General features: G+C 72.1%; 16 protein-coding genes. 11 read left to right on the forward strand and 5 right to left on the reverse strand.

The window, feature by feature from the left end:
* Window positions 1–251 precede the first annotated feature (251 nt).
* The gene (locus tag SROS_RS15615; protein WP_218919846.1) at window positions 252–881 is read left to right on the forward strand and encodes a neutral zinc metallopeptidase; all 630 of its coding nucleotides are present in this window, start codon (window positions 252–254) and stop codon (window positions 879–881) included.
* Between the two features lie 80 nt (window positions 882–961).
* Here SROS_RS15615 and SROS_RS15620 read toward each other — a convergent pair whose 3' ends face one another.
* A complete protein-coding gene (locus SROS_RS15620; protein WP_012889911.1) occupies window positions 962–1,405 on the reverse strand; it encodes an NUDIX hydrolase in 444 nt (147 codons plus the stop codon).
* A gap of 92 nt (window positions 1,406–1,497) precedes the next feature.
* Window positions 1,498–1,917 carry an alternative ribosome rescue aminoacyl-tRNA hydrolase ArfB gene (gene arfB, locus SROS_RS15625; RefSeq protein ID WP_012889912.1) on the reverse strand — a complete coding sequence of 140 codons (420 nt, stop codon included), beginning with the start codon at window positions 1,915–1,917 and terminating at the stop codon, window positions 1,498–1,500.
* A gap of 192 nt (window positions 1,918–2,109) precedes the next feature.
* Between arfB and SROS_RS15630 the strand changes: the two genes are divergently transcribed.
* The 3 genes from SROS_RS15630 (at window position 2,110) to SROS_RS15640 (ending at window position 5,348) form a co-directional block, all read left to right on the forward strand.
* Window positions 2,110–2,943: a hypothetical protein gene (locus SROS_RS15630; protein ID WP_012889913.1), complete on the forward strand. Its 834-nt coding sequence runs from the start codon at window positions 2,110–2,112 to the stop codon at window positions 2,941–2,943.
* A 266-nt stretch (window positions 2,944–3,209) separates the two neighbouring features.
* Window positions 3,210–4,760 carry an alkaline phosphatase D family protein gene (locus tag SROS_RS15635; RefSeq protein ID WP_012889914.1) on the forward strand — a complete coding sequence of 517 codons (1,551 nt, stop codon included), beginning with the start codon at window positions 3,210–3,212 and terminating at the stop codon, window positions 4,758–4,760.
* 39 nt (window positions 4,761–4,799) lie between these two features.
* Entirely contained in the window at window positions 4,800–5,348 is a 549-nt protein-coding gene (locus tag SROS_RS15640; RefSeq protein ID WP_012889915.1) for a hypothetical protein, read from the forward strand.
* A 100-nt stretch (window positions 5,349–5,448) separates the two neighbouring features.
* Here SROS_RS15640 and SROS_RS15645 read toward each other — a convergent pair whose 3' ends face one another.
* Both SROS_RS15645 and SROS_RS15650 read right to left on the reverse strand, forming a co-directional pair.
* Entirely contained in the window at window positions 5,449–6,876 is a 1,428-nt protein-coding gene (locus SROS_RS15645) for an FG-GAP repeat protein (protein ID WP_043652095.1), read from the reverse strand.
* Window positions 6,877–7,164: 288 nt separating this feature from the next.
* Window positions 7,165–7,743, reverse strand: coding sequence for a TetR/AcrR family transcriptional regulator (locus tag SROS_RS15650; protein ID WP_218919847.1), 579 nt, complete (start codon window positions 7,741–7,743; stop codon window positions 7,165–7,167).
* 103 nt (window positions 7,744–7,846) lie between these two features.
* On the opposite strand from SROS_RS15650, the gene SROS_RS15655 reads away from it, so the two are divergent.
* Complete coding sequence (locus SROS_RS15655; RefSeq protein WP_012889918.1) at window positions 7,847–8,485, forward strand: NAD(P)-dependent oxidoreductase; 639 nt, start codon at window positions 7,847–7,849, stop codon at window positions 8,483–8,485.
* Window positions 8,486–8,601: 116 nt separating this feature from the next.
* Here the strand turns inward: SROS_RS15655 and SROS_RS15660 are convergent, their stop codons facing one another.
* Window positions 8,602–10,029, reverse strand: a complete 1,428-nt coding sequence (locus tag SROS_RS15660; RefSeq protein ID WP_052316946.1) for an MFS transporter — start codon at window positions 10,027–10,029, stop codon at window positions 8,602–8,604.
* A gap of 212 nt (window positions 10,030–10,241) precedes the next feature.
* Here SROS_RS15660 and SROS_RS15665 point away from each other — a divergent pair, with 212 nt between their 5' ends.
* Genes SROS_RS15665 through SROS_RS15690 form a run of 6 tightly spaced genes read left to right on the forward strand, consistent with a single transcriptional unit; the run spans window position 10,242 to window position 16,465 of the window.
* Window positions 10,242–11,135, forward strand: coding sequence for an STM4015 family protein (locus SROS_RS15665; RefSeq protein WP_012889920.1), 894 nt, complete (start codon window positions 10,242–10,244; stop codon window positions 11,133–11,135).
* A 4-nt stretch (window positions 11,136–11,139) separates the two neighbouring features.
* Entirely contained in the window at window positions 11,140–12,081 is a 942-nt protein-coding gene (locus SROS_RS15670; protein ID WP_012889921.1) for an STM4015 family protein, read from the forward strand.
* Window positions 12,082–12,089: 8 nt separating this feature from the next.
* Entirely contained in the window at window positions 12,090–13,298 is a 1,209-nt protein-coding gene (locus SROS_RS15675; protein ID WP_012889922.1) for an STM4014 family protein, read from the forward strand.
* On the forward strand, window positions 13,291–14,121 hold the full coding sequence (locus SROS_RS15680) for an STM4013/SEN3800 family hydrolase (protein WP_012889923.1): 831 nt from the start codon (window positions 13,291–13,293) through the stop codon (window positions 14,119–14,121). Before SROS_RS15675 ends, SROS_RS15680 begins: the two co-directional genes overlap by 8 nt.
* Window positions 14,112–15,572, forward strand: coding sequence for an STM4012 family radical SAM protein (locus tag SROS_RS15685; RefSeq protein ID WP_012889924.1), 1,461 nt, complete (start codon window positions 14,112–14,114; stop codon window positions 15,570–15,572). Before SROS_RS15680 ends, SROS_RS15685 begins: the two co-directional genes overlap by 10 nt.
* Window positions 15,569–16,465: an STM4011 family radical SAM protein gene (locus tag SROS_RS15690; protein WP_012889925.1), complete on the forward strand. Its 897-nt coding sequence runs from the start codon at window positions 15,569–15,571 to the stop codon at window positions 16,463–16,465. Before SROS_RS15685 ends, SROS_RS15690 begins: the two co-directional genes overlap by 4 nt.
* The last annotated feature ends 9 nt before the right edge of the window (window positions 16,466–16,474 follow it).

Here is a 16,474-nt window from a genome sequence, read left to right on the forward strand (position 1 = left end):
CCTGATCTGTCCGCTGTCGCCGTGCGTTCCCGTGAGCCGGGACCGGGAACAATGGCGTGCCACAAGAGTGGCACAAGGGCATGAAAGTGATTTATATCTCATGGAGCGCCGATTAAGTCGTGCTTCGTGAGATATCGCTATGAATCATGTTTCTCCCTTCCGCGGGACTGAATTCACGTTTACCGTCTAGGCAGGATCGGGGCCGACGAGAGGCGGTCGTGAGCATGCGGCGATGGAGAACGGCCTGGCTGATGGTTGCCGTGGCATCCCTGATCACTGTCGGCGCGGGCGGCGGAGCCGCCTCCGCGTCCGTGCGGCAGAGGGACGACATGGACAAGGACATCTCCACGGCCCTCTACGTGGTCAACCGTTACTGGGCGACCCACTGGTCGCAATTCTTCACCGGCAGATACTCGCGACCCGGCGTTTTCGGCGGTTACCAGAAGGGCGGGAGAAAGCCGCCTCTGTGCGACGGCAAACGGCTCGACTACGACAACGCGTGGTACTGCCGTACCGGCGACTACCTCGCCTGGGACGTCGACCTCATGGAGGAGGGCTACCGCTTCGGGGACGCGTGGGTGTATCTGGTCATCGCCCACGAATGGGGGCACGCCGTGCAGCGGCGGCTCGACGGCTCGCTGCTCCTGCGCACCTACGAGCTCCAGGCGGACTGCCTGGCCGGAGCCGCCCTGTACGGCGCGGCGGCGGACGGGACCCTGCAGTTCGAGAGAGGGGACCTGGAGGAGATCGAGGCGGCGCACCGGAGACTGGGCGACGAGACGTCGTGGACCGATATCAGCGATCACGGCACCGCGGCCCAGAGGATGTCCGCCTTCAAGCGGGGGGCGAGGTACGGCGTGTCCGCCTGCCTGCCCCGCTGACGCGGCGGGAGCCGCTCCGACGCGGCGGGAGCCGCTCCGACGCCGCGGGGGCCGTCCGGTGCGGGCCCCGCGGCCGGAGATCACGAGATCAGCTCGGGCAGCCGGCTGATGTGGTCGGCCAGGTAAGCGCCGAGCTCCGGGGGGATCAGGTTGATGGCGGTGATCTCGGCCGGGTCGAGCGGCAGCCGTACCACCTCGTAGAGGCCGCGGGCGGGGTCGGTGAACTCGGGGCCGCATCGCAGGGCCGGATCCATGGAGACCAGGCGGCAGCCGTAGACGTGCTGGGTCTTGACGCCCTCCTCGCGGACGCACTCCAGCGTGGTCAGCGGGGTGACGTCGGAGACGGTGGCGCCGAGTTCCTCCAGGACCTCGCGGTGGAGGGTGTCCTCCAGGCAGGCGTCCTCCGGCTCGACGTGCCCTCCCGGGATCGACCAGTAGAGCTCCTCGCCGGGGACCGTGCGGCGGAACAGCACGAGCCGGTCGTCGTCGAGCAGGACCGCGCGGACGCTGGGGACGAGAGACATCTGCTCATTGTGTCACCGGGCGCCGACCGCCTTCCCGGAGACGGCCCGCGCGAACGGGGCCGGCCGGAGAGGGGGTGGGACGGCCCGACCGCTCAGATGTCGCGGCGCAGGCGCTTGAGGTCGGAGCGCTGCTTCTTGGCGGTTATCCGCCGCTCGACGGCGCCCCTGCTGGGCTTGGTCGGGCGGCGTTTCTTGGGTGGCGGGGCGATCGCCTCGCGCAGGAGCTGGGCCAGTCGCATCTCGGCGGCCTCGCGGTTGCGCAGCTGGGAGCGGAACTCCGAGGCGGCGATGGTGACGACGCCGTTCACCAGGCGGGGCCCCAGCCGCTCCAGGGCGCGGGCCTTGAAGACCGGGCCGAGCGTCTCGGTGGCGGCCAGGTCGAAGCTGAGCTCCACCCGGCTGTCGGTGGTGTTGACCCCCTGCCCGCCGGGACCCGAGGAGCGGGAGAACCGCCAGTGGAGCTCGGCCTCGGGGACGGAGACCGAGCCGCTGATCTGAAGCGGACCGGGCATGGCGGGTTACTCCTTCTCACGGATTCTTACGGGGTGTGCGTTCAGAATAACGGGGAGGCAAACCCATTCATCAAGCTATTTATGCCCCATTCGGGGCGTGCTGATGGGAGCGGTCTTGTGGCATTCGCTCCTTTTCCGTCACAGTGACTGCGGGCAGACCGCAGAGATCGGTGAAGAGAAGGCGTGGGGCGCGTGGACAAGATCGTCGGTGTGCACGGGATAGGCAAGTACCACTACTACCGCGACGCGGGGAACTCCGTCAGCGGCGCCGCCGCCGCGGTGCGCGACAAGTGGGACCGCTACCTGCACAAGGGCCTGACCGGTGGCGGCCCGTACGCCAAGGAGCGCTACATCACCGAGGTCGCCTACTACGCCCACCTGCTGGGCGAGAACAAGGACGACTCCCCCCGCGCCGTGCAGCGCATGGACACCGGCGCCCAGGAGGTCTTCGTCGCCTGGGCCAAGCAGCTCGACTCGGTGGGGGAGGGCCTGACCGGCGCGCTGCACCGGGTGACCGGCTGGCTGCTGGACCGCCTGCAGGGCAACGCCGCCGAGTTCGCCAGGTTCTTCTGTCCCGAGGTCGCCGCCTACATGACCGCCGGCGGCAAGGTGCGGGCGGAGGCGCGTGCGGCCGTGGCCGAGGTGATCAGGCGCAACCGGCCGAAGGTGGTGATCGCGCACTCGCTGGGCAGCGTGGTGGCCTACGAGACGCTCTGGGCCCACCCTGACCTGGAGGTGGACCTGCTCATCACCCTCGGCAGCCCGCTCGGCATGCGCAACGTGATCTTCGAGCGCCTGCTGCCCGCACCGGTCAACGGCTGGGGCGCGCGGCCCCGGCAGGTGCGGCGCTGGATCAACATCGCCGACAAGGACGACATCGCGGCGATCCCGCCGGGGCTGCGGGCCTGCTTCACCGGGGTCGACCAGGAGGCCCTGGTCAACCTGGACTGGCTCGACTTCCACACCGTGGAGAAGTATCTGGGCTGCGGCGCGCTCAACGACCATCTGAAGCCGTACCTGGGCTGACCCGCCGTGCCGGCCGTCCCGGAAGGGCCGCACCTGTGCTGTGGCGCGCTCCACGGCCGTCCGAGGCCGTACCCGGGCTGAACCGCCGCGTTCTGCCCGGCGCGGGGGCAGCGGCCGACGCGAGGAGAGCTCTTCGCCCCGTTGCCGCCTGCCGGACGGGCGGCGTTCAATCACGGCGGGTAAGGCGCTTGCCTGTGCAACGGCTGTTCACCCTGCCTTGATTCGCAGGCCACAGTGGGGAAAGCTGGGGGCGTTGCACTGGTGGTGTGGAGCAGAAGCCGTCACGCAGAGTGTTCCTGTCCGTCGCCGCCGCGGGTGCGGGCGGCCTGTTGCTCACCGGGGCCGGCCGGGCCCCGGCCGTGACCCCCAGAGCCCTGAGCCGCGATCCGTTCACTCTCGGGATCGCCTCCGGCGATCCGTCGCGGGACGGGTTCGTGCTGTGGACCAGGCTCGCCCTCGACCCGCTGGGCCCGGACGGGCGGGGCGGGATGCCGGCCCGGGACGTGGACGTCGAATGGCAGCTCGCCACCGACGAGCGGTTCGCGGAGGTGGTCCGCACCGGTACCGAGACCGCGCGCTGGGAGCGGGCGCACAGCGTCCACGTCGAGCCGGCGGGGCTGGAGCCCGGACGGGAGTACTTCTACCGCTTCCGCGCCGGCGGCCACCTGTCGCCGGTCGGCCGCACCCGCACCGCCCCGGCCGCCCTGTCCCCGCTCACCTTCGCGATAGCCGCCTGCGCCCACTACGAGCACGGCTACTACACCGCGTACAGGAGGCTGGCCGAGCAGGACCCCGACCTGGTCGTGCACCTGGGCGACTACATGTACGAGTACGCGCCCCGGGGGTACACCGCGCTCGGCGGGAGCGTCCGCCGGCACACCGCGGGCAAGTGCGCCACGCTGGCCGACTACCGGGTGCGGCACGCGCAGTACAAGAGCGACGCCGACCTGCAGGCCGCGCACGCGGTCGCGCCCTGGCTGGTCGCCTTCGACGACCACGAGATCGAGAACAACTGGGCCGCCGGCGTCTCCAGCAGCGGAGCCGCCGGATTCGCCCGGCGCAGGGCCAACGCCTTCCAGGCCTACTACGAGAACATGCCGCTGCGCCGTGCGAGCCTGCCCGGAGGCTCGTCGATGCGGATCCACCGCCGGGTGGACTGGGGGCCGCTGGCCCGGTTCCACCTGCTCGACACCCGGCAGTTCCGCGACGACCAGGCGTGCGAGGACGGGCTCAGGTCCGGCTGCGACGAACGGCTCGCGACCGGGCGCACCCTGCTGGGGGAGGGCCAGCGGCGCTGGCTGCTGGACGGGCTGGCCGCCTCCGGCGCCCGGTGGAACCTGGTCGGCCAGCAGATCCTGATGGCCCAGCGCGACTCCAAGGTCGGGCCGGGCACCGAGGTCAACATGGACTCCTGGGACGGCTACGCCGCCGAGCGCGCCCGGCTGCTCACCGGCTTCCGGGACTCCGGCGCGGCCAACCCGATCGTGCTGACCGGCGACGCGCACATGCACCACGCGGCCGACCTCAGGCTCGACTTCGACGACCCCGACTCGCCCCGGGTGGCGGTGGAGCTCGTCACCTCGTCGGTCGCCAGCGACGGCGACGGCTACCGGGACAGGGGGCGGATCGCCGAGACCCTCGCGGAGAACCCCCACATCTCCTACCTCGACCAGCGCCGCGGCTACATCGTCTGCCGCCTCACCTCCGATGAGCTGCGGGCCGACTTCCGCACGCTGGACTACATCAGCCGCCGGGGCGCCCCCGCGAAGACCGGCGCCCGCTTCACCGTTCCGGCGGGGCAATCCTCCTTGATCTAACTAGGGGGAATTCCAGACAATTTGTTAGATGATGCGGCAATGAGTCACCTCGCCAAGAGGCTCACCGCTGCGGCTCTCGCCGCCGCGCTGGGCGGTACCCTCCTTTTTCAGAGCCCCGCCATGGCCGCGGGGCCCGCCGTACCCGCCGGGACCGCTTCACCCGCCGCCGCAACCGCGTCGCCTGCCGCCGAGGCCGCCGCGAAGTTCGGCTACGAGATCTCCTTCCCCAAGCACGTCCGCCGGGGCGGGTCCCTCGTCTTCACCGTCAAGGTCCGCAACAGGAAGGCACGAGGCCAGCACTACGTGGCTCTCGTCGGCGACTTCCCGAGCGGGTTCCGCAGGATCAAAGTGGTCGCCAAGCCGCGCAGCGTGAAGTGCTCCGTCAAGCGGCGGGATCTGGCCTGCTGGATCACCTCCCTCGACAAGGGCGACTCGACCACCGTGAAGATCCGCGCCTGGGCGGGCTCGCGCCGCGGCACCGCCACGGTCCGGTTCGGCGTGCTCGCCACCAAGACCCCCGGAGCGAACCTCGGCAAGATCGCGAAGAAGGTCCGTCTCACCATCAAGGCGAAGACGAGGATCCTGTGAGAAGTCGTCGGGAGGAGGCCGCTTCCGGTCGGTGCGCGGTCGCCGCGGGCGGTCAGGGTGAGGAGGCCGTGGCCGGTCGGCGTGCGGACGCCGCGGGCGGTCAGCGCGCGGACGAGGCCCCGGTGAGCGCGTAGCCGAAGAGGGCGTCCCCGGCGGCGGTGGCGAAGGTCCGCGCCGCCGCCGGGCGCACGCCCGGATACGCGCCCTTCCTCGTGTCCCCTCGCAGCAGGGTGAGCCTGCCGTCGCCCGGAGCGGCCACCACCAGGCCCCGGTCCGGGACCGTGGCCAGGGCGGCGCCGAAGTCACCGCCCCGGCCGGTGATCAGTACGTTGTTCCTCCTGGTCAGCCCGCCGGAGCGGCTGCCGGCGAGCACCTGGACGGCGTTCTCCCCGGGCGCTCCCACGATCAGCTCGTCGTCCCCGTCGCCGTTGAGGTCCCCGGCGGCCAGCGCGGCGCCGAACCGGTCGAAGTATCGGGGCTCCCCCTTGAGCGACCGCTGCGACCACGCCTGCGAGGTCGCGGTCCGCAGCCCGGCGCGCGAGCCGTAGACCACGTCGACGGTGCCGTCGCCGTAGTCCATCGCCCGCTGGTCGTCGGTCAGGCCCTCGCCCGGCACCCCGATCGCCAGGTCGTCGCGGCCGTCGGCGTTGAAGTCGCCGGTGGCCAGCGCCGCCCCGAAGGAGTCCCAGGGTTCGCCGAGGCCGGCGATCCCCGGACTGTCCTGGGTGAGCAGCGTCGCCCTCCTGCGGTGGACGTCGAGCACGGTGACCGAGCCCTGGCCGTTCCTCTTCGAGATCGTGTCGGCGGGAGCGCCCACCGCGATCTCGTCGCGGCCGTCGCCGTCGAAGTCGCCGACCGCGAGCACCGCCCCGAACTGGTCGGTCTCCTTCGCGCTCTGCCCGACCCAGCCGCCGTCCTGGCCGATGATCCGCGGCCCGCGTCCCCTGAGGCCGTACAGCCCGACGCCGCCCCCGCCCAGACCCGGGACGCCGATCACCAGTTCGTCGTCCCCGTCGCCGTCCAGGTCGGCGGCGGCGAGCGCGGCGCCGAACCGGTCGGGGCCACGCCTGCCGCCCAGATCCCCGGCGTCGATCATCTTGCCGGCGCGCAGACCGTCCGCGGAGCCGTGGAAGAGCTGCACGGCGCCGTCGCCGTCGGCGCCCGGCCGGGAGCGGTCCTCCTCGGAGACGCCCACGGCGAGGTCGGCGCAGTGGTCGCCGTCGAAGTCCCCGGCAGCCAGCGCCGAGCCGAACGCGTCCCCGGTCTCCGCCTCGCCTGGCACGCCGGGGCTGTCCTGGGTGAGCCGTTTCTCGGCGTGCGCGCCGTACAGGACGGTGACGGACCCGGCGCGGGCGTGACCGCCGACGGTGGCGTACGGCGCGGCGGCCGCGAGATCGGCGCGGCTGTCGCCGTCGAAGTCGGAGGGGACGCCGGAGCAGGTCCCGGCGGGGGAGGCGGGGAGGGCGGGGGAGGCGGGGAGGAGGAGGGCGGAGGCGAGGACGGCGGAGGCGAGGAGCGAGGCTCTCATACGGGGAATGGTCTCCGGGAATTCGGACACTCCGCCCACCGGGATGTGAAATCCGCATGACCAGCTCGGGTAAAGAACATGCCGGGCCGGAATCGACGGCGTACGGAGCCCGGCTCCCACCCTCCGGCGGCCCCTCCGGAGGCGGCGGGTCACAGACCGGCCCGCAGCCGTCCGGTCACAGGCCCGCGGTCAGGGTTCATCCGGTCACAGGCCCGAGGTCAGGGCCGTCCGGTCACAGGCCCGAGGTCAGGGTCATCCGGTCACAGGCCCGAGGTCAGGGCCGTCCGGTCACAGGCCCGCCGCCAGGTTGCGCGCGAGCCTGCCCGCGGCGGCGCCGGCGGCCTCGACCTCGGTGAAGTGGCTCAGGAACGCGTGCTGCAGGCAGGCTCCGAGCAGCAGCGCGGCGACCGCCTCCGGGTCGGCGTCCGGCCGGACGCGGCCCAGGGCCTGCTCGGCACGGAGATAGGCGGCCAGCCCGAGATTGACGGTCTGCGGTCCCGCGCTCCGCTCCCGCATCGCCGTACGGTAGCCGTCCAGCAGCCGCAGCTCGGAGAAGATCGACGCGGCGATGGGGAAGCTCTCGTCGTAGAAGATGATCGCGGCGTGCGCCACCCTCTCCAGATTGCCCGCGACCGTGTTCCGGCCCGCCTCGCCCGCCAGGGTGGCCAGGAGGCGGGGGAGATCGCCGGGCAGGCGCTCCTGCAGCACCGCAAGGAAGAGGTCCTCCTTGGCGCGGAAGTGCTTGTACAGCAGGGCCTCGGAGCAGCCCGCCGTCCTGGCGATCTCCTTGGTGGTGGCGCGGGCGAGCCCCTGGGTCCGCATGACCTGTGCGGCGGCGTCGACGATCCGCTCCCTGGTGCTCCGCACGGCCGCCTCCCGTTTGACAGTGAGTGAGTACTCACTAACCATAGAGGTGAGTGAACACTCACCCCAGTGCGGCGGGACCCGGCAGAGGACAGGAGCGATTGCGATGAGGCTGACGGTCTTCGGGGCGAGCGGCGGAACGGGCACCCAGCTGGTCCGGCAGGCACTCGGCGCCGGGCACGAGGTGACCGCCGTGGCACGCCGGTCGTCGCGGCTGTCCTTCGACGAGCACCCCCTGCTGAGCGTGATCCGCGCCGACGTGCGCTCCCCGGACGCCATCGGCCCCGCAGTCGCGGGCCGGGACGCGGTCCTGTCGGCGCTCGGCTCCGGCAGCGCGCGGACCCCCACCGACGTCTGCGCCGCCGGCGTCCGGAGCATCGTGCGGGCCATGGCCGACACGGGGACGCGGCGGCTGGTCGCGGTCAGCGCCAGCGGCGCGTTCATCGACGACGGCGACGGACCGGTCACCCGGCTGATCGTCAAGCCCCTGCTCCAGCGCGTCCTGCGCCACCCGTTCGCGGACATGCGGGCCATGGAGGAGGAGATCCGCGGCACCGGCCTCGCCTGGACCATCGTCCGGCCGCCGAGGCTGATCGACGGCCCCCGCACGGGCCGCTACCGCACCTCCCTCAACCGCAACGTCCGCGGCGGTCTCACCCTCTCCCGCGCCGATCTGGCCGACTGCATACTGAGCCGCCTCGACGATCCCGCCGTGCTGAGCGCCGTGGTGTGCGTCGGGAACTGACCGTCCCCGCCGAGGCGTGCGCCGGCGGCCGGCCGTTCCCGCCGTGGCGTGCGCCGGCGGTTCCCGCCGTGATGTGCGCCGGTGGCCGGCCGTTTCCCGTGTGACCGGACCGCCTCTCACCTGCCCTGCTGGGGAGCCTCCACCGGGCAGCACATCTGCGGGTGGGAGTCGGCCAGGACGTTCTCGCGGATGGTGAGAAGGGCGATCAGCGCGGCGACGACCATCATCGCCGCGCTGACCAGCATCGTCGTGTGGAATCCGGTGGTGAAGGAGGCCGGGTCGTGGAAGGCGTCGCCGGTCAGGCCGGCCAGCGGCGGGATCGCGGCGACCGCCAGCAGCCCGCCGGTCCGGGCGACGGCGTTGTTGACGCCGCTGGCCACTCCCGCGTAGCGCTCCTCGGCGGTGGCCAGCACGGTCGCGGTGAGCGGCGCGACCGCCGCCGACAGCCCCAGGCCGAACATGGCCGCCGGGACCAGCACGTCCGTCAGGTAGGACGAGCCCTCGCCGATCCTCGACATCAGCAGCAGCGCGGCGGCGCAGATCAGGAGGCCCGCCGTCATCGGGATGCGGGGCCCGATCCGCTTGGCCAGCTCGCCCGCCCGCGACGACAGCAGCAGCATCAGGACCGTGACCGGGATCATCGCGGATCCGGCCGTCATCGGTGAGAAGCCCGCCGACACCTGGAGCTGGACGACCAGGAGGAAGAACACCACGCTCATCGCGGCGTACATGATGAACGTGACGACGTTGACCGCCGTGAACACCCTGGAGGTGAAGACCCCGACCGGCACCAGCGCGTCGGGTGAACGCCTGATCTCCAGCCAGACGAACGCCACTCCCAGCAGGACGCCCACCGCGATCGGGACCGGCCGCAGGTCGATCAGGCCGTAGGTGATCCCGGCCAGTGCCAGCGCGGCCAGCGCCGAGCCGAGCACGTCGAAGCGCCCGGTGGCCTCCACGTCCCTGCTCTCCGGCACATGCCGTACGGCCACCGCCACCACGAGCGCGGCCACCGGCAGGTTGATCAGGAACACCCACCGCCATCCGGCCGTCTCCACCAGCCACCCGCCGAGGAGCGGCCCGATGGCCGCCGCCGTCCCGCCCAGCCCCGACCAGGCTCCGATCGCCCTGGGCCGGTCCTCGCGGACGAAGGACGCCTGGATGATGGCCAGCGATCCCGGAGTGAGCAACGCCCCGCCGACGCCCTGGAGCGCGCGGGCCGCGATCAGCGTCTCCACGTTGGGCGCCAGCCCGCACAGGGCCGACGCGACGGCGAACCAGATCACGCCGATCAGGAAGATCCTGCGCCTGCCGTACCGGTCGCCGAGCGAGCCGCCCAGCAGGATCAGACCCGCGAGAGTGAGGGTGTAGGCGTTGACGGTCCACTGCAGGCCCGCCATGTCGGCTCCGAGAGCGTCGCCGAGCGCGGGGAGCGCCACGTTGACGACCGTGCCGTCCAGCAGCGCCATCCCCGAACCGAGCACGGTGGTCAGCAGAACCCACCGTCCCCGGGCTGAGCTGAGCCCAATGTGGCCGTTGTCCATAACTCTCATCATCGCTGACCGTTTTCATCCATCCGATGTGGATTCATGATTCCAGAAGTGTCGGCGATCTCTGGTAGGACGTGGTCTGTCACGTTTCGCCTGACAGGAGCCCAAGACGGACGACACCGCGTCCGTCGGGCGGTGGCCGGCGACACGTGGCGCTCAGCGAGCGGATCGGCCCCCTTCACCCCATTTTCCTCAGAGGACCCGAGATGACCAACGAGAATCCCGGCCACGGCGCCGTATGGGACCTGCGCGGCGACTCCTACGCCCACGTGGTGGGCGAGGATGGTGGAGGGTCCTCGATCCAGCGGAACTTCGAGGATTTCCTGGCCACCCGCGACCTCGCCCAGGTGCGCGAGGTCGTCGTCGGCTGGTGGGGGCCCGGCTGGGAGGGCAACACCTCCGAGCTGCCGGTCCGGCTGCTGAGCGAGGTGGCCGACCGGCTGCCGAACGTGCGGTCGATCATGCTCGGCGACATCGAGCCGGAGGAGAGCGAGATCTCCTGGATCGAGCACGGTGACGTGACCCCGCTGCTGGAGGCCTTCCCCCTGCTGGAGACACTTCACATCCGCGGCGGCAGCGGGCTCCGGCTCCGGCCGGTCCGGCACGGGGCGCTGCGCACGCTGTGGTTCGAAACCGGCGGACTGCCCGGGCACGTGGTGCGTGCCGTGGCCGGCAGCGACCTTCCCGCCCTGGAGCAGCTGGAGATGTGGCTGGGCGTCTCGGAGTACGGCGGGGACGCCACGGTGGCGGATCTGGCGCCGATCCTGTCGGGGGAGCGGCTGCCGGCGTTGCGGCACCTCGGGCTGCAGGACAGCGAGATCCAGGACGAGATCGCGGCGGCGGTGGCGTCGGCGCCGGTGGTGGCACGGCTGGAGGCGCTGGCCCTGTCGATGGGCACGCTCACCGACGAGGGCGCCGAGGCGCTGCTGTCCGGCCAGCCGCTGACCCACCTCAGGCGCCTGGACCTGCACCACCACTACCTGACCGGCACGATGGTCAAGCACGTCGAGGAGGCCTTCGCCGGCACCGGCGTCGAGGTCGACCTGTCCGAGCAGGAAGAGCCGGACGACGACTGGCGCTACGTCGCCGTGGCGGAGTAGGCCGATGAGACGCGGAGATCTCAGCAGGTTCAGCAGCCTGCCCCTCTCACACTTCCCCTGCCTCGAGGACGGTGACCCTGACGCACCGCGCGGAGCCCAGGCCTGGCGGCTCTGGGTGGACTACGGCTACAGCAGTGAGGAGACCTTCGAGGACTATTTCGTCCGTTTCGTCGAGACGGTCGACACCGGCCGCGTCCGTGAGCTGGTCTTCGGCTCCTGGGGGGCTCCCTTCGAGGACTCGGCCGACGAGCCGATCGACCTGCTCACCCAGGCCGCGGACCGCTTCCCGAACCTGCGCCTGATCGCGCTCGGCGACATCTCCTCGGACGAGGCCGAGATCTCCTGGATCCAGCAGGGCGATCTGACGCCACTGTTGGGTGCCTTTCCCCGCCTGGAGGTCCTGGAGGTCCGGGGAGGGACCGGGCTCGGCCTGCGCCCGGTCAGTCACGACTCGCTACGGGTGCTCCGCGTCGAGTCCGGGGGGCTGTCCGGCGCCATGGTCCGTGCCGTGGGCGCGAGCGACTTCCCCTCACTGGAGCACCTTGAGCTGTGGCTGGGCGTATCCGACTACGGCGGGGACGCCACGGTGGCGGATCTGGCGCCGATCCTGTCGGGGGAGCGGCTGCCGGCGTTGCGGCACCTCGGGCTGCAGGACAGCGAGATCCAGGACGAGATCGCGGCGGCGGTGGCGTCGGCGCCGGTGGTGGCGGGGCTGAGGTCGCTGGCGCTGTCGATGGGCGCGCTGGGCGCCGAGGGCGTCGAGGCGCTGCTGTCGGGCCAGCCGCTGACCCATCTCAGGCGCCTGGACCTGACCCACCATTTCGTCGGCCCACTCATGGTGAAGAGGATGGCCGCCGCGCTGCGACACGTGGAGTTGATCATGGGAGAGGCCGAGGCGAGGCACGAATGGGCACCGGAGGGCCGCTATGTCGCGGTCAGCGAGTAGGTTCTCCGATGGTTCATGAGCACCTGACGTCCCTGGCCGCCGCGGAAGGAGCGGCGTCACGTGCCGGTGGCCGGACGACCTCGCTGACGGTCGTCGGCACGCCGGGCGAGCGGCGGGTGACCATGTTCGCCGACGCCTGCGTCCGCTACGGCCTGCGGGAGCCCGCCGTCCTGCCGTGGACCTCCGTGCTGCGGGGCCGGGACATCCCGCTGGAACCGGGAACGCTCGTACGGATCGAGTCGCCCGGAGAGGACGCCGGGGCCGACGCGCTGCTGCGCGGTCCGGGCGAGCCGTCCCGGGTCGGCGGCGGTGCTGCCTGGCACGCCGCCTTCACCGCCGGGACGGCGCGGATCCGCCGGGCCGTCGAACGGACGCCCGGGGCCGTGCTGCTCGCCGACGTCGACGAGATCGCGGTGATGTTCGACAAGCGGCTGTGCCACGCGAGGCTGTCGGCGGCCGGGGTGCCGGTGCCCGCCGCGCTGCCAGGACCGGTCGGCGGTTACGCCGAGCTGCGCGAGCGGATGGGGCAGGCCGGTTGGGGCCGGGTGTTCGTCAAACCGGCCCACGGCTCGTCGGCCTCCGGGGTCGTCGCCCTGCAGACCTCCGGCCACCGGATCAAGGCGGTGACGTCGGCGGAGCTGTCCGCCGACGGGCTGCACAACTCGCTGCGGGTGCGATCCTACGAGGACGAGGCGGACGTGGCGGCGATCGTCGACCTGCTCGCCGGGAACGGGCTCCACGTGGAGCGGTGGTTCCCCAAGGCGGGCCTCGACGGGCGGACGATCGATCTGCGGGTGGTCGTGGTGGACGGCACGCCGACCCACGCCGTCGTCCGCGCGAGCCGTACCCCCATGACGAACCTGCACCTCGGCGGCGAGCGCGGTGATCTCGGCGCGGTCAGGACCAGGCTGGGCCCTCAGGGCTGGGAGCGGGTCACCGAGGCGTGCGCCCGGGCGGCGTCGTGCTTTCCGGGGAGCCTGACCGCCGGGGTCGACCTGATGATCGGCGTCAACTGGCGGAGTGTCGCCGTGGCCGAGGTCAACGCCTTCGGCGACCTGCTTCCCCGGCTGACCGGCTTCCCCGGCGGCGGCGCCGAGCACCTGAACACCTACGAGGCCCAGGTCAGGGCCATCCTCGCCCGCCGTACGGCGGCGCCGGACGCCGCCGCGCACCACCCCGCCGTACCGGCGCCCACGGGAGGGAACGCCGATGGGTGAGAGGACGATGCGGGACATGAACGGGATCGTGGGAAGCCACGACCTTCTGCTGGTGACCCTTGACACGCTCCGCCACGACGTGGCCGAGGAGCTGGCCGGGGCCGGGCGGCTGCCCAACCTGGCCAGGGCGCTGCCCGGCGGGCGGTGGCAGCGACGGCACAGCCCGGGGAGCTTCACCTACGCTGCGCACGCCGCGATCCTCGCCGGATTCCTGCCGACCCCCGCCGAACCCGGACCGCATCCCCGCCTCTTCGCGGCGGCCTTCCCCGGCAGCGAGACCACCGCCGGCGGGACGTGGGTGTTCGACGCGCCCGACCTGCCCGGCGGGCTGGCCCAGGCGGGATACCACACCGTCTGCGTCGGGGGCGTGGGGTTCTTCAACAAGCTCACCCCCCTCGGGGCCGCACTGCCGGGGCTGTTCGCCGAGAGCCACTGGGATCCGGCGTTCGGGGTGACCTCGCCGACGTCGTTCGAGGCGCAGATCGAGTGCGCCGAGCGGGCGGTGGCGAGGGTGGACGGGCCGGTGTTCCTGTTCGTCAACGTGTCGGCGCTGCACCAGCCCAACTGGTTCCACCTGCCGGGCGCCACCCGCGAGCACGGTGACAGCCGGGAGAGCCACGCCGCCGCGCTGGAGTACGTCGACCGGCACATCGGCCGGCTTTTCGCCCTGATGAGCACCCGGCGGCCGGGGTTCGCGATCGTCTGTTCCGATCACGGCACCGCCTACGGTGAAGACGGATACATCGGGCATCGGATCGGCCACGAGGTCGTCTGGACGGTGCCCTACGGAGAGTTCACGATAGAGCGGGGGCAATGGCGGTGACTCCGAGTTCCGGCCGGACACGGACGCGGGTGCTGGAGACGGTGGCCCTCGGGCCGGACGGCATCCCGGCGCGACCGGCCTCCGACGGCGCGACCGGCGCGGGGCCGTACCAGGGGTACGTGTACGCCTACCCGCACAAGACGGCATACCGGCCGCTGGAGCCGCGTCCGTCGCTGCGGGAGGTGTGGTCGGGGGAGCCGCTCGGGAGCCTCTTCCTCTACCTGCACATCCCGTTCTGCGAGATGCGCTGCGGGTTCTGCAACCTGTTCACCCGGACCGGCGCCCCCGAGGAGCTCGTCGCCGCCTACCTGGACGCCCTGGAACGCCAGGCGGAGGCCGTACGGGACGCCCTGGAGGAGCCGAGGTTCGTCACCGCGGCCATCGGCGGCGGCACGCCCACCTACCTGAGCGCGGCCGAGCTCACCCGGATGTTCGACCTGACCGAACGGATCATGGGCGCCGACCTGCGGGCCGTGCCGCTGTCGGTGGAGACCTCGCCGGCGACCGCGACGGCCGACCGGCTCGCCGTCCTGGCCGAGCGGGGTACGACCCGGATCTCGATCGGCGTGCAGAGCTTCGTCGACGCCGAGGCCCGCGCGGCGATACGCCCGCAGAAACGGCAGGAGGTCGAGACGGCGCTCGGACACATCAGGGAGACCGGGTTCGAGGTGCTCAACATCGACCTGATCTACGGGATCGACGGGCAGACCGAGCGGTCCTGGCGCCACTCGCTGGACGCCGCGCTCGCCTGGAAGCCCGAGGAGATCTACCTCTACCCGCTGTACGTCCGCCCGCTCACCGGCCTCGGCCGCCGCGCCCGCGACTGGGACGACCACCGGCTCGGCCTCTACCGGCAGGGCCGTGACCACCTGCTGGCCGCCGGATACGAGCAGGTGTCGATGCGGATGTTCCGGCTGCGCGGATCCTCCGGCGCGACCGGCTACGACTGCCAGAGCGACGGCATGGTCGGGCTCGGCTGCGGGGCCCGGTCCTACACCTCCGGCCTGCACTACTCCTACGAGTACGCGGTGGGCGCCGGTCAGGTGCGCGCGATCATCGACGACTACGTACGGCTCGCGCCCGGGGAGTTCGCGCTCGCCAACGTGGGGTTCCGGCTGGACGAGGACGAGCGGCGCCGCCGCCATCTGATCCAGTCGCTGCTCCAGGCCGAGGGGCTGGACCCGGCCGCCTACCGGGCGCGCTTCGGCACCGAGGTGACGGCCGACTTCGGCGAGGACCTGGAGCGCCTGGCCGGCCGGGGCTGGCTGGAGGCGACCGGCTCGGAGGCCGGGACGCGACCCGGCCGGAGCGGAGCAGACGAGAGCCACGATGGGGCGGGCGGCGGTCGGCTCCGGCTCGCCGCCGAGGGGCTGGCGCACTCCGACGCCATCGGCCCGGCGCTGTTCTCCGGCCGGGTCCGCGAGCTGATGGCGGGATACGAGAACAGTTGAACAAGCCCGCGAGCGGCCGTGACCTCCCCGTCCTGCGGGCCGGAGAGCAGGACCCCGGCCACCTGACGATCCTCTACCGGGGCCCGCTGTCCAGCTGCGACTACGACTGCCCCTACTGCCCGTTCGCCAAGCGCCGTGACGGCACCGAGCAGTTGCGCCGGGACCGGACGGCGCTGGAGCGGTTCGCCGGGTGGGCGGCCGGGCGTGACCACCCCCTCTCGGTGCTGTTCACGCCGTGGGGTGAGGGGCTCGTGCGGTCGTGGTACCGGCGGGCGATGGTGGAGCTCAGCCACCTCCCGCACGTCCGGCGGGTCGCCATCCAGACCAACTTCAGCTGCCGCCCCGACTGGCTGGCCGAGGCGGACCTGGACACGCTCGCACTCTGGGTGACCTACCATCCCGGTCAGGTCGCCTACGGACGCTTCCTGGCCAGATGCCGTGATCTGGCCGGGCGCGGGGTCCGCTTCAGCGTCGGCGTCGTCGGGCTGCCCGAGCACCTGGAGCAGGCCCGCCGGCTCCGGGACGACCTGCCCGCCGAGGTGTATCTGTGGGTGAACGCCGCCGAGGGGCACCTCTACACCGATGAGGAGGCGGCCGACTGGACGCGGATCGACCGCCTCTTCCCCTACAGCCGCACCCCGCACCGCAGCGCCGGCCGGCCCTGCCGTACGGGGGACACCGTGATCTCGGTGGACGGCGAGGGCACCGTACGGCGCTGCCACTTCGTCCCGGCCGTCCTCGGCAACCTCTACGACGGCACCTTCCGCCCGGAGGCCAGACCGTGCCCGGCGGCCCTGTGCGACTGCCACATCGGCTACGTCCACCTGGAGCAGACCGGTCTCTACGACGTCTTCGCGGGCGGAATCCTGGAACGCATCCCGCACCTGACCTGACCCGGACGG

Origin of the sequence: Streptosporangium roseum DSM 43021 (genome assembly GCF_000024865.1) — a bacterium.
GTDB lineage: Bacteria > Actinomycetota > Actinomycetes > Streptosporangiales > Streptosporangiaceae > Streptosporangium > Streptosporangium roseum.

What these genes read in the sequence shown, in the direction of transcription:
- SROS_RS15645 (WP_043652095.1), bottom strand. Translation starts at nt 6,876, where the DNA reads ATGAGAGCCTCGCTCCTCGCCTCCGCCGTCCTCGCCTCCGCCCTCCTC.
- SROS_RS15660 (WP_052316946.1), bottom strand. Translation starts at nt 10,029, where the DNA reads ATGGACAACGGCCACATTGGGCTCAGCTCAGCCCGGGGACGGTGGGTT.
- SROS_RS15615 (WP_218919846.1), top strand. Translation starts at nt 252, where the DNA reads ATGGTTGCCGTGGCATCCCTGATCACTGTCGGCGCGGGCGGCGGAGCC.
- SROS_RS15655 (WP_012889918.1), top strand. Translation starts at nt 7,847, where the DNA reads ATGAGGCTGACGGTCTTCGGGGCGAGCGGCGGAACGGGCACCCAGCTG.
- SROS_RS15685 (WP_012889924.1), top strand. Translation starts at nt 14,112, where the DNA reads ATGGCGGTGACTCCGAGTTCCGGCCGGACACGGACGCGGGTGCTGGAG.
- SROS_RS15680 (WP_012889923.1), top strand. Translation starts at nt 13,291, where the DNA reads ATGGGTGAGAGGACGATGCGGGACATGAACGGGATCGTGGGAAGCCAC.
- SROS_RS15665 (WP_012889920.1), top strand. Translation starts at nt 10,242, where the DNA reads ATGACCAACGAGAATCCCGGCCACGGCGCCGTATGGGACCTGCGCGGC.
- SROS_RS15640 (WP_012889915.1), top strand. Translation starts at nt 4,800, where the DNA reads ATGAGTCACCTCGCCAAGAGGCTCACCGCTGCGGCTCTCGCCGCCGCG.
- SROS_RS15675 (WP_012889922.1), top strand. Translation starts at nt 12,090, where the DNA reads ATGGTTCATGAGCACCTGACGTCCCTGGCCGCCGCGGAAGGAGCGGCG.
- arfB (WP_012889912.1), bottom strand. Translation starts at nt 1,917, where the DNA reads ATGCCCGGTCCGCTTCAGATCAGCGGCTCGGTCTCCGTCCCCGAGGCC.
- SROS_RS15620 (WP_012889911.1), bottom strand. Translation starts at nt 1,405, where the DNA reads ATGTCTCTCGTCCCCAGCGTCCGCGCGGTCCTGCTCGACGACGACCGG.
- SROS_RS15670 (WP_012889921.1), top strand. Translation starts at nt 11,140, where the DNA reads ATGAGACGCGGAGATCTCAGCAGGTTCAGCAGCCTGCCCCTCTCACAC.